Below are 11,973 nucleotides of genomic sequence, written 5' to 3' on the forward strand. Positions count from 1 at the left end.
GGTGGTGGGGACTTCGGGTGGTGCGGGCGGGCCGGCTTCGGGTACCGGCCCGCCGGGGGTACTACTGACCGATGGCCGCGATGTCGAGGCCGAAGGCGGGGCTGAACAGCACCTTACCGACGCTCGACGACGAGACCACGGAGGCGGCCGGCTGGAACAGCGGGTTGAACACGCCCGCCTCGTTCAGCTTGGTCTGGAACTCCTGGTACAGCGTGGCACGGGTGGCGTCGTCCACCGTCACCGCGGCCTTGGAGGCGATGCTCTCGATGTCGGGAGCGGAGCCGGCGGCCCAGCCGGCACGGAGGCCGACGGTCGCGCCCGGGCCGAACACGAGGTAGTCCGACGGGTCCGGGAAATCCGGGTTCCAGAGCCAGAGGCCCATCTGCTCGGTGCCCGCGCGGTAGTTCGCGAGCGCCGTGGCCACGGGGGACGGCGTCAGGTTGACCGTGATGCCCACCTCGGCGAGGTTCGCCTGGATGCGCTCGGCGATCGGGCCGAAGTCCAGACCGTTGCTCGAGATGTCGCTCGGGTACTCCAGGCTCACCGTGGGGGTTCCGCCAAGGGTCGCGACCGCGGCCTTCGCGCGGGTCACGTCGCGGGCGATCGCCTGGTCGGCCTTGAGCGCTCCGAGGAACGAGTCGGGCACCACGCCGGCGGCGCGCACGGCGCCGTTTCCGGCGAGCTCGAGCAGACCGGAGTAGTCGAGACCGTAGGTGACCGCTTCACGGAACTTCGGGTTCGAGGTGGTGGCCGAGACCGCCGGGTTCGCGTTCGAGAACAGGAAGAACAGCGTGGGCGAGGAGGTGGTGCTGACGATCACGCTGGAGTTGCCCGAGAGCGAGGCGATCTGGTCGCTGCCGAGGTCGAGCGCGACCTGAGCGGTTCCGGAGGTGATGTCGGAGTTCTGCGTCTCCGCCGTCGAGTTGCGCAGCACGACCTTGTCGTACTTGGGCTTGTTGCCCCAGTAGTCGGGGTTCGCCGTGATGACGGTCTCGGTGGTGGTGTCGAAGGTGCTCAGCTCGTACGGACCGGAGCCCGCCGAGGTCTTGTTGAGGTAGGTCTCGGCGGTGTCGGCCGTGTCGGCGCCCACCGCATCCGAGCCGCCGTTCGCGATGACGGTCTTGGAGTCGAGGATGCCGAGGGTCGGGCTCGTCATGATGGCCGGGATGGCCGTGTTCGGCGCCTCCGACTTGATGAGCACGGTGGTCGGGTCGACCGCGGAGGCCGTGAGACCGGCCATCAGGAACGAGCCGTTGCCCTTGATGTTCGCCACGCGCTCGAGCGAGAACACGACGTCGTCGGCGGTGAGCTTGTTGCCGCTCGGGAAGGTGATGTCGTCGCGGAGCGTGAAGGTGTACTCCGTCGCGTCCGAGTTGCCCGCCCACTTGGTGGCCACCATCGGAATGGGGGTCGAGCTGTCGCCGTTGGCGAAGGTCACCAGGGTGTCGTAGAGCGCGCGGCCCAGGATGTTGCCGGTGGTCTCGAAGTTGCGAGCCGGGTCGGCGGTCTTCAGGTCGAACGACTTGTCGATGACCAGGGTTCCGCCGGCCGATGACGTGCTCGCCGGCGTGCCGGCGCTGCTGCACGCGCTGAGCAGCAGCGCGGCTCCGAGGAGTCCGCCGAGGAGCGCGGAGCCACGTGAGAATCGTTTCACTGGTGGGTCCTTTCGTGTGGTGTTCGGAATGCGATGAGGGATTGCGGTGTGTTCGTCTTGCGTGGTGATGCTGTGCGGTGTGGTTCTGTCGGATCGTGCTGCAGCCTGCCGGCTCAGCCGGGCAGGACGTCTTCGTGGTTGTGCACGTTGAGCCAGGCTCCGTCGATGCGGCGCCAGACCCCGGTGTTGCGGATGCGCTCGGGCGCCTGCACGCCGCCCTCGAACACCACGGTGAGCAGATGCCGGCTCACGGCGGTGTCGCCCCACACGGTGATGACGGGGTCGTGGGCGTCGAGATCGGCGACCTTCACCGCATCCGGGCCGGTGGGGCGCAGGTCGCGCACCACCTGGAGCCCGTCGAGGCCGCGGATGAGCGGTTCGTACTCCGAGTCCCACATGGTGCCGTCGGGGTGGATGTGGCTGTCCGTGCGGGCCCGGTCGCCCGTGAGGAACCCCTGGTAGAGGTCGAGCTGCACGGCCCAGATGTCAGCCGCGTCTCCGGTGAGGTCTGCAGCGCTGGTGGCGGGTTTCTCCATGACACCATGTAACAGCATCCGTGTCACATGAAAGGTCAATTTGTGTTACGACAATGTAACTGACCAGAAATTTGTGACAATTTGGCATCATTTGAAAGCCGATTGTCGATTACTCGTCCTCGTCGGCGACGCTGTCGACGGCACCGCGGAGCATCCGCTCGCTGTAGTCGTCGGTGATGAGGTTGCCGAGACCGAGCATCGTCTCGATGCGCGCCACGTTGGGGATCTGCCACACGCGGTCGAGCAACAGCTCGCGCAGGTGCCGCTGATCGCTCAGCCGGAAGCGCGCCAGAAGATCGTACCGCCCGGCGACCACCGTGAGCTCCTCGAGCTCGGGGATCTCGCGGAACGCCGCGAGCGTGGGCTCGATGTCGCCGCCGGATTCGAGCGTGATGGGCATGAACACCACCACGTCGTAGCCGAGCCTGTCCCAGTCGATGTCGATGGAGTACTTGCGCAGCACCCCGTTGCGCTCGAAGCGCGCGATGCGCTCGGCCACGGCCGGCGCCGACATGTTGATCTGGCGGCCCAGGGCGCGCTGCGACTGCCGCGAGTCGCGGCTGAGCTCGCGCAGCAGGGCGAGATCGACGTCGTCGAGCTGCACGTGCTCCTGCGGGCGCTCGATCGCGCCGGCGAGGATGGCGGTGTGGCTCTTCTTGGCCATGGGAACCTCCGGCTCGCGTTCCGGGAACGGATGGGATCGTTGCTACGAGAGTAGTGGCATGGCTTCAGTCGTTCGCCACCAGCGTGGTCGGATGCTCGTTCAGGCTCACCGTCTCGCTGTCGGTCACCACGAACACGTCCTCCACCCGCACGCCCACGCGCCCCGGCCAGAACACCGAGGGCTCGATCGTGAAGGTCATGCCGGGCTCGAGCACGGTCTCGTCCTCCTCCGATATGTAGGGCAGCTCGTGCACGTCCATGCCGATGCAGTGCCCGGTGCGGTGGCGGAACCAGTCGCCGTAGCCGCCCTCCACGATCACGGCACGGGTGGCACGGTGCACGTCGCCGGCGGTCGCACCGGGGCGCGCGGCCTGCCGCCCCGCCTCCTGCGCCGCCATCACGAGGCCGTGCACGGTCACGTACTCCTCGCTCGGCTCGCCGATGTGCACCGTGCGGCCGAAGTCGGAGCAGTAGCCCTCCACGATCGAGCCGAAGTCGAAGCTCACGCCGACGCCCGGGTCGAGCACCTCGTTCGAGAGCCGCACCGAGGCATCCCGCTGCGTGCCGGTGCCCATCGACCAGACCCCGGTGTCGAACGAGGCCCCGCGCGAGCCGAGGCGGCGCATCCGCAGGTCGATCTCGGAGGCCAGGTCGAGTTCGGCGACGCCGGCCACCACGAGCGGCTCGATGCCGGCGAGGACGCCGTCGACGAGGTGCGCGGCGCGGCGCATGAGGGCGAGCTCGCTGTCGTCCTTGATGCGCCGGATGCCGTTGGTGACGGCGCCGGCGTCGGCCAGCTGCACGCCGGGCCGGGCCTCGAGGATGTGCAGGGCGGTGCGGGCCCAGGCGCGCGGACCGATGCCGATGCGCGAAGCCTTCGGAGCCGCCTCGTCGAGGGCCCGGCGGAACAGCGCGGCGCCGTCGTCGAGCTCGGAGACCTCCACGACCTCTCCGTCGACGCCGGCGGGCAGGTCGAACTCGCGGATCATGCGCGGCAGCACGAACACCGGGGCGTTGCCCGGAACGATGAGCGCGCCGGCCACCCAGTGGTGGGCGTAGCCGATCTCGCCGAAGGAGGGAAGGCGGCGTTCGAGGCCGGTGAAGTACTCCAGGTCGGCCTGCGGCGGGAGGAAGAGGGCGTCGAGGCCGGCGGCGTCGAGGGCCTGCCAGAGGCGCTCCTGGCGCGCCCGGCGGGCCGCGCCGTCGATGCGGGCGGGTGGGGCGTCGGCGTCGGGCGCGGTGGTGTGCGCGGCGGCGGGGGCGGATGTCGTGTCGGTCATGCTCTGGCTCCTTCGCTCAGCAGACGGTGGCGCTCGATGCGGTGGGTGCGGGCGGGGTGTGCGTCACGAGCCGGGTGCGTCGCTCAGCGTGCGGCCGCCGTCGGTGCGGGCGTACCAGTCGAGCAGGCGGTCGATGCCCCGTTCGAGTTCGGCGGGGCTCGCGGCGAGCGAGAGCCGGATCTGATCGGCCGCCACCACGCCGAACGCGGTGCCCGGCGCCACGGCGAGGCCGGCCGAGGTCACGAGGTCGAGGGCCGCGGCCCGGGCGTCGACTCCGGGGGCGAGGGGCACCATCACGTAGAAGGCGCCGGCCGGCGTGTCGAGTTCGATGCCGGCGGCGCGGAGTCGGCCCACCACGTAGTCGCGGGCCGCGCGGTATTCCTCGCGCATCCGGTCGACGTCGTCCTGCGGGCCGCGGAGGGCCGCGAGGGCCGCGCGCTGCGACACCGTCGAGACGCACGAGATGAGGCTCTCCTGCACGTGCCCCACGATCTCGGCGAGGCCGGCCGGGAGCACGAGGTAGCCCACCCGCCAGCCGGTCATCGCGTAGGTCTTCGAGAAACTGAACACCGACACCACGTGCTCGGGGGCGAGCCCGGCGGCGAAGGTGGGCTCGCCGTCGAAGATGAGCTCGTCGTAGACCTCGTCGGAGATGACGACCAGGTCGTGGCGGGCGGCGAGGTCGACGATCTGCTGCACGAGCGCGCGGGGCATCACGGCGCCCGTGGGGTTTCCGGGCGAGTTGATGACCAGGATCTTGGTGGCCGGCGTGATGAGCCGCTCGATCTCCGCCGGGTCGGGGAGGTAGCCGCGCTCTCGGGGCAGGCCGTAGGCGACCGGGGTCGCCCCGTGCATCCGGGTCAGGGCGAGGTAGTTGGGCCACGCGGGGTCGGGGAGGATCACCTCGTCGCCAGGCCGCACGAGCGCGTCGAACACCGCGGCGATGCCCTGTGCCCCACCCTGGCTGACGATGATGCGCGCGGGGTCGATGTGCTCGCCGTAGCGCCGTTCGAGGGCGGCGGATGCCTCGGTGCGGAGCTCGAGCAGGCCGGCGCTCTGGGTGTACCGCACCTCGCCGGTCGCCGCCTGCGCTCCCGCGGCCGCGATGTGGGCGGGCGTCGGCTGGCCGGGCTCGCCGAGCTCGAGGCGCACGATGTCGCCACCCTGCGCGAAGGCCACGTCGAGGATCTCGCGGATGCCCGACGGGGTGTGCGTGCCCGTCCACCGGGGGGTCGCGAGCACCTCGCGTTCGGTCTTCATGCGGACTTCCCCTTCTTCACGGGCGCGCGTCGGCCCGTTCTGCCATGATCGCTGTGCTTCAATTCCGGAAAGTAAATTCAGGTAAATGCCGTGTAACAACATGTGATCTGACGTATTTACTTTGCAATTGCCAACTCTAGGCTGAAGTGTTCTGTCACATGTGTGAGAATTTCGCGAGCGCCGAAGGAGAACGGGATGCCTGCTGAGACCGCCGCCGAGGGGGCGCCCGCCGGGGTCGGCGCCGAGGGGACCGCGCGGCCGGCTGCCGGACCGCCTGCCGGGCGGGCTGCCGCATCCGCTGCCGGGTCACTCTCCGGGTCGGATGCCACGCCGCTCTCCCGGCCGGATGCCGGGTCGCTCGCCGGGCCGGATGCCGGACCCGCTGCCAGGCCACTCTCCGGGTCGGATGCCGGGCCGGATGCCGCACCCGCTGCCAGGTCGCTCGCCGGGCCGGCTGCCGGACCGCCTGCCGCCCTTTCGGCCGGGCTCTGGTCGATGCTCGGCGAGACCCGCACGGTGGCCGCGCTCGCGGGCAGCGGCTTCGACTGGCTCTGCCTCGACGCGCAGCACGGCCACTACGACGACGCCGCGATGCGCAGCGGGCTGGATGCGGTCGCGGCGGCCTCCCCCGCCCTCGAGCGCTGGGTGCGGGTGCGCTCGGCCGACCCTGGGCTGATCGGGCGCGCGCTCGATGCGGGCGCGGACGGCGTGATCGTCCCCCTCGTCGACTCGGCGGAGCAGGCGGCCGCCGCCGTGCGCGCGAGCTACTACCCGCCGCTCGGCGCGCGCAGCACGGGGCCCACCCTGAGCGCGCCTCGCGCCGCGGCCGCGCCGGCGCAGCCCGCCGCACCGGTGGAGCGCGTCGGCGGACCTGGCGCGGGCGCCGCAGCCGCAGCCGCAGCCGCCAACGGAACCGCAGCCCGAGACGACGACCGAGCCGCCCCGGTGTACACGGGGCCGCGCACGCCCGGCCAGGTGAACGCATCCGTTCGCCTGGCGATCATGATCGAAACACCCCAGGCCCTCGAGGAACTCGAGGCGATCGCCTCGACGCCCGGCGTGAGCTGCCTCTTCGTGGGACCGTTCGACCTCGCGCTCTCGCTCGGCACCACCGTGCCGGCGCTGCTCGCCGACGAGTCGTCGGCCTCACCGCTGACGCGCGTCGTCGCAGCGGCCCGCACCGCCGGCGTCACCCCGGGAGCCTTCGGCGGCGACCCCGCCACCGCCCGCGCCCTCGCGGCGCGCGGCTTCACCTTCGTGGCCGCCACCACCGACACCGCGGCCCTCGCCGCCGGCGCCGCCACCCTCCGCGCCGCCCTCGACTGACCCCCCTGCCAGCCTCGCAAACGACGGACGTCGGGTGCACCACGCCGATCGGAAGTCCGTCGTATCGGGGGAACGGGCCGGGACTCCGTCGTGTCGCGGAGCGTGGGACGGATGCGCGGTGCAGCAACCGCAGCACGACCGGGCCGGTCAGGGCTGCGGCTTGAGCTCCACCTCGACGAAGACGATGCCGTCGGCGTCCGCCGTCACGGTGTGGGCGAGGCCGGCCACGCCCGTGTAGGGCGAACCCGCCACCTGGGTGAGCGTGCGGGTGCTGCCGTCGGCCGTGGACACCGCCGTCAGGGTGCCGCCCGTGACCGGAACGAGCACGTAGTCGAACTCGTGCACATGCGGTCCGGTCGTGTCACCGGCCTTCTCGAACGACCAGGTAGTGACGCGCACACGCTCGTCGTCGATGGTGGTCTCGCCGCGGGCTTCGGCCATGGGTGCTCCTTCGTCGGGGGGGGGTCAGCGGGTGGCGAGGGCGATCTGCAGGAGGGCCTCGGTGAGCTCGAGGTGCCAGCGGGCCTGCCGCAGGTCGGCGCCCCAGGCGTAGATGCCGTGCGAGGCCACGATGAGCGCCGGAACCTCGGCCACCTCCGCCGTGCGCGGCAGGTAGACGCGCTCGAAGTCGTCGCCCAGCACCCGCATGTCCTGGTGGTTCTGCACCACCGGGATCACCACACGCTCCCCGTGCGCCGAGTGCCCGATGCCCTTCAGCATCTCGAGGTCGTGCAGCACCACCCCGCCGGGCCACTCGTGCCCCGCGCGCACGGCGGCGAGGGCGTGCACGTGGATGACGGCCCCGGCGCCGGTCACGGCGGCGATGCGCGCGTGCAGCCCCGCTTCGGCGGAGGGGCGGGTGGCCAGCCCCAGCAGGGCGGTGAGGCCCGCGGCCGGGCCGTCGCCGGCATCCGGAACGACCGCATCCGCAGCACCCGCATCCGCACTCACATCCGCACCCGCAGCACCCTCATCCGGCACCCACTCGCCCCGCTCGTCGACCAGCACCACGTCGTTCGCCGCGAGCTCGCCCTTGTCGAGACCGGACGCCGTGACGGCGAGCCGCAGCGGTTCGCGCGCCAGCGTGATCGAGAGGTTGCCGGCGGTGCCGGGCATCCAGCCGAATCCGGCGAAGCGCGCCGACTCGGCGGCGAGCGCCTCGCCGGCCGCGAGCACCGACTCGGCGGAGACCACGCCGTCGCCGAGAACGTTCGCATGGTCCGCGCCGAACCCTCCAGCCCCGCTCACGGCAGCACCACCTCGACGTCGTCGAACGACGACACCACGGATGCGCCCCCGAAGTCGGCCTCGAAGAACGGCTCGCCCGCGCGCGAGAACGCCACGACCTGCCAGCCGGCCTCGAGGGCCGCGCTCACCTCGCCGGGGTTGTCGGTGAAGAACACGAGCTCGCCGGCCGCCACCCCGAGCGAGGCGGCGATGGCGTCGTACGACGCGGCCTCCTTCTTCGGGCCCGCACTGATGGTGTCGAAGTAGTCGGTGATGAGGGGCGTGAGATCGCCGTCGGGCGAGTGCCGGAACCACGGCACCTGCGAGGCCACCGAACCCGAGGAGAACACGGCGAGGCCCACCCCGGCGGCGTGCCAGGCGCGCAGCTTCGGGATGACGTCGTCGAAGAAGTGCGAGGAGATCTCGTCGCGCGCGAAGCCCTCGGCCCAGATCTGGCCCTGGATGGTCTTGAGCGGCGTGGCCTTGACGTCGCGCTCCATCCACTCGTGCAGCACGGCCACCACGGCGTCGGTCGAGGCATCCGTGGGCAGCGACGCGTCGGCGATGACCTGCTGCCGGGCCTCGGCGATGGCCGGGTCGGCGGCGTGCCCGTCGATCCACGCGGCGAGACGGGGGCGCGCGTAGTCGTAGAGGTCGCCGAGGATGAACCCCGCCGCGCTCGTGGTGCCTTCGAGGTCGACCACGAGGGTGCGCGCCGAGACGAGCAGCGGGTCGGGTGTGGGGGCGGGGGTCTCGGTCACGGGGCGCTCCTTCGGGGTGCGGCGGACGGGGTGGATGCGTCGGTGGCCTGCGGTGAGGGCCGCCCGGATGCGGCGCCGGGCGCCGTCTGGGCGACCGGGCCCGACCGCGCGGTGGCGCCGGGCACCGCGGTGCCGGTGAGGATGTGGTGGCGGGCCGCGTCGAAGAGCCGCATCGAGGCATCCGGGATCGCGGCGCCCGGCAGCGACTCGATGTCGGCGGCGTGCGAGAACCCGACGGCCCGGCGCATGCCCTCGACCCCGGCGAAGCGCCAGGCGTCGCTCTCGATGCCGGCCAGCGACGACGCGTCGCCCCAGGCCTCGGCGAACGCGGCCCAGCTCGCGGGAACGGCGGAACGGCGCGCCTCGGCGAGCGCGGCGTCGCCCACGGCGTCGGCGGCGATCGCGGCGAGCTCGAGGTTCGCCCAGAACAGCCCGAGGTCGAGCCCGATCGGCCCCACGAAGCTGAACTCGGGGTCGAAGACCTTCACCACCTGCTCGCCGTCGCGCCGGCCCACCATCACCGAGCCGCTGTGCAGGTCGCCGTGCAGGAGCGCCTCGGCCCGGTGCTCGAAGTCGTGACGGATGCGCGCCACCGCCTCGCGCACGGCCGCGTCGGCGTAGAGCGAGCGCACCCGCCCCTCGAGCGCCGGATGCCAGTGGTTGTGCTCGTGCTCGCGGTAGGGCTCGTCGAGCACCACCTCGAGGGTCATGCGGCACAGCTCCGGGTTCGCCGAGGTCTCGACGAGCTCGGCGTGGGCGGAGGCGCCCAGCGCCGCGACCGAGGTCGATGCGGCCAGTTCGCCCACGAAGCGCCCGACGGCGGCGCCCAGCGCCACGAAGTCGAGCTCGGCCCCGTCGTCCGCCGCCACCTGCCGCACGAGGGCGTCGCGCAGCACGTCGAGGTCGGAGAGGTCTTCCATCACCAGCACGTAGCGGCTCTCGTCGAACGCCACGATGGTGGGGATCGACTCGGGCACCCGCGCGGCCAGCCGCTCGTAGGTGCGCGCCTCCGACGCGATGCGCGCCGGGTCGACCGGCCACTCCGGCCCCACCACCTGCACCCATGGCGGCGCCTGCTTCACGGCGAGGCTGCCGAGCGGTCCGCGCGCGAGGAAGACGCGGTTCATGTTGCCGGCGGTGACCTCGTCGACCCGCACGTCGGCGCCGTCGGAGGCGGCCGAAAGACGGCCCAGCAGGCCGGTGCCGGCCAGATAGCCCACCACGTCGGCGGCGGTGACCAGCAGCTCGTAGTCGCTGCGGGCGGCGGTCATGCGGGCTCCCCCACGCCGGCCACCGCGACGGATGCACGGGGCGCGCCGGGCGCATCCGTCATCCCGGCCGCGGCGTAGAGCTCGCCCACCCGCGCCGGCTCGAACGAACCGCGGTCGGTCACCACCCGCGTCACGAAGCGGGCGGGCGTCACGTCGAAGGCCGGGTACCAGGCATCCGTCACCAACGGGGATGCGGTGCGCCGGCCGAGCGTCGACAGCACCTCGTCGGGGTTGCGCTGCTCCACCACGATGTCGGCGGCCGTGGGGGCCTCGACGTCGGGGGCCTGCACGAGCGCGTAGTAGGGCACGCCGAACGCGGTGGCGACCACGGCCAGGCCGAGCGTGCCGACCTTGTTCACCACGCTGCCGTCGAGCGACACCCGGTCGGCGGCCGTGACGAGGGCGTCGATGCGCCCGAGTGACGATCCCGGCGCGAGGGCGGCGGCGCCCATGCCGTCGGTGATGAGGGTGACGTGCTCGCCGAACTCGGCGAGGGTGTGCGCGGTGAGGCGGGCGCCCTGCAGGTAGGGCCGCGTCTCGGTGGCCACCCAGTCGAACCGCTTGCCGGCCTCGCGGGCGGCGCGCACGAGCTCGATGAGGTAGGTGTCCATCCAGCAGTGGGTGAGGATGCGCGCCCCGTCGGGCAGCAAGGCCACGGTCTCGGCCCCGAGCCGGTGGCTGCGGTCGCGGTAGAGCCGGGCGCCGGAGCGGGCGGCCTCGACCGCCGCGTCCACGAGCTGCGCGGTGGTGGGGGCGTCGGCGATCGCGGCGAGCACGTGCTGCACGGCCTCGCGGGGGTGGTTGTTCGTGGGGCGGGCCGTCTCGAGGGCGTGGCCGGCCACGCGCATCCGTTCGCGGGCGGCCTCCGGGGCCAGGCCCGCCACCTGCAGCGCGGTGATCTCGAGGCCGGCGTAGGCGGCGAAGAGCGGGCCGGAGCTCTGGGTGACCATGGCGGTGATGGCGGAGGCCACCTCCTCGGCGTCGCGGGCGGTCACCCACTCGACGGTCTCGGGGAAGACGCGGCGGTCGAGGATGCGCACCACGGCGCCGTCGACCCGCACGGAGTCGTCGAGAACCGGGCCCTGCCCGCTGCCTGTGCTCATGAACGTCCCGTCGATTTCCCCCATCGAGAATACCCTCCCGCGGTGCCCTAGGCTGTCCGCAGAACGGCAGCGCGCAAAGGAGACACGGTGAGCCTCTCGAACGGAAATCAGAGCACTCCCCCCGGGTGGTACGCCGACCCGGCGGGCTCGCCCCAGCTGCGCTGGTGGGACGGCACGCAGTGGACCGAGCACCTCCAGGCGCCCGCGGCGCCGGCGGCTCCCGTCGCGCAGCCCGGCTACCCGGCAGCCCCCGCCTACCCCGCGGCCCCCGCCTACGTGGGCGCGGCCACTGCCATCCCCGGCGTCCCGGCCGGAACGCCGGTGTACGGACCGCTGATCTGGGTCATCACGCTGCTGCCGCTGCTGTCCCTGCTGCTCCTGCCGCTCTCGCTCTCCGACCTCGAGCCGATGATGCGCAACGCGATGTCCGACCCCTACAGCAGCTACTCGCCCTACAGCGGCATGAGCGGCGCCGCGCTGCTCGGCCAGGGGCTCGCGACGGTTCTGGGCTGGGCCCTCTATGCCGCTGCCGTGGTGCTCGGCTACTTCGACTACAAGTGGCTGCAGCGCCAGGGATACGTGCGGCCCTTCCACTGGGCGTGGTCGTTCCTCGGCTCGGTGTACCCGATCGGGCGCGCGGTGGTCGTGCGCCGCCGCGCCGGCCGCGGCATCGCGCCGATGTGGGTGACCATCGCGATCATCGCGCTGTCGTTCGCGATCAGCATCGGACTGGTGCTGTGGATCTTCTCCGTCGCCTTCAGCACGATCGGGAGCACGAACGGCAGCTTCACCTAGGCCGCACGCAGCCCGGCGGGCGGGCTGCCGGCACCGCCTCAGCCGCAGCCCCACCGCCTCCGCGTCGGCGACAGCGTCAGCGTCAGCGCCAGCGCCA

The 11,973-nt window shown here is 72.3% G+C and carries 12 protein-coding genes; 2 read left to right on the forward strand and 10 right to left on the reverse strand.

Going from position 1 to position 11,973, the window contains the following annotated elements; all coding sequences use genetic code 11:
* Positions 1 to 61: 61 nt before the first annotated feature.
* The 5 genes from VD659_RS05185 to VD659_RS05205 form a co-directional block, all read right to left on the reverse strand.
* On the reverse strand, positions 62 to 1,654 hold the full coding sequence (locus VD659_RS05185; protein WP_423260072.1) for an ABC transporter substrate-binding protein: 1,593 nt from the start codon (positions 1,652 to 1,654) through the stop codon (positions 62 to 64).
* 113 nt (positions 1,655 to 1,767) lie between these two features.
* Complete coding sequence (locus VD659_RS05190; protein WP_423260073.1) at positions 1,768 to 2,190, reverse strand: nuclear transport factor 2 family protein; 423 nt, start codon at positions 2,188 to 2,190, stop codon at positions 1,768 to 1,770.
* Between the two features lie 109 nt (positions 2,191 to 2,299).
* Positions 2,300 to 2,854 (reverse strand): Lrp/AsnC family transcriptional regulator, encoded by a 555-nt coding sequence (locus VD659_RS05195; RefSeq protein ID WP_423260074.1) that lies wholly within the window; start codon positions 2,852 to 2,854, stop codon positions 2,300 to 2,302.
* Positions 2,855 to 2,918: 64 nt separating this feature from the next.
* Positions 2,919 to 4,133 carry a M24 family metallopeptidase gene (locus VD659_RS05200; RefSeq protein ID WP_423260075.1) on the reverse strand — a complete coding sequence of 405 codons (1,215 nt, stop codon included), beginning with the start codon at positions 4,131 to 4,133 and terminating at the stop codon, positions 2,919 to 2,921.
* Between the two features lie 63 nt (positions 4,134 to 4,196).
* Complete coding sequence (locus VD659_RS05205) at positions 4,197 to 5,393, reverse strand: pyridoxal phosphate-dependent aminotransferase (protein ID WP_423260076.1); 1,197 nt, start codon at positions 5,391 to 5,393, stop codon at positions 4,197 to 4,199.
* Positions 5,394 to 5,588: 195 nt separating this feature from the next.
* Here VD659_RS05205 and VD659_RS05210 point away from each other — a divergent pair, with 195 nt between their 5' ends.
* Positions 5,589 to 6,719 (forward strand): HpcH/HpaI aldolase family protein, encoded by a 1,131-nt coding sequence (locus VD659_RS05210; RefSeq protein ID WP_423260077.1) that lies wholly within the window; start codon positions 5,589 to 5,591, stop codon positions 6,717 to 6,719.
* A 147-nt stretch (positions 6,720 to 6,866) separates the two neighbouring features.
* Here VD659_RS05210 and VD659_RS05215 read toward each other — a convergent pair whose 3' ends face one another.
* From VD659_RS05215 to VD659_RS05235, 5 genes are read right to left on the reverse strand one after another with little or no spacing between them, the layout of a single operon-like run.
* Complete coding sequence (locus VD659_RS05215; protein WP_423260078.1) at positions 6,867 to 7,160, reverse strand: cupin; 294 nt, start codon at positions 7,158 to 7,160, stop codon at positions 6,867 to 6,869.
* Between the two features lie 24 nt (positions 7,161 to 7,184).
* Entirely contained in the window at positions 7,185 to 7,967 is a 783-nt protein-coding gene (locus tag VD659_RS05220) for a class II aldolase/adducin family protein (protein ID WP_423260079.1), read from the reverse strand.
* Positions 7,964 to 8,707 (reverse strand): acireductone synthase, encoded by a 744-nt coding sequence (mtnC, locus tag VD659_RS05225; protein ID WP_423260080.1) that lies wholly within the window; start codon positions 8,705 to 8,707, stop codon positions 7,964 to 7,966. Before mtnC ends, VD659_RS05220 begins: the two co-directional genes overlap by 4 nt.
* Entirely contained in the window at positions 8,704 to 9,978 is a 1,275-nt protein-coding gene (locus VD659_RS05230; RefSeq protein WP_423260081.1) for a phosphotransferase, read from the reverse strand. Before VD659_RS05230 ends, mtnC begins: the two co-directional genes overlap by 4 nt.
* Positions 9,975 to 11,081 (reverse strand): hypothetical protein, encoded by a 1,107-nt coding sequence (locus tag VD659_RS05235; protein ID WP_423260082.1) that lies wholly within the window; start codon positions 11,079 to 11,081, stop codon positions 9,975 to 9,977. Before VD659_RS05235 ends, VD659_RS05230 begins: the two co-directional genes overlap by 4 nt.
* An 87-nt stretch (positions 11,082 to 11,168) precedes the next feature.
* On the opposite strand from VD659_RS05235, the gene VD659_RS05240 reads away from it, so the two are divergent.
* Positions 11,169 to 11,876 (forward strand): DUF2510 domain-containing protein, encoded by a 708-nt coding sequence (locus VD659_RS05240; protein ID WP_423260083.1) that lies wholly within the window; start codon positions 11,169 to 11,171, stop codon positions 11,874 to 11,876.
* The last annotated feature ends 97 nt before the right edge of the window (positions 11,877 to 11,973 follow it).

This window comes from Herbiconiux sp. 11R-BC (genome assembly GCF_049472555.1).
Taxonomy (GTDB): Bacteria; Actinomycetota; Actinomycetes; order Actinomycetales; family Microbacteriaceae; genus Herbiconiux.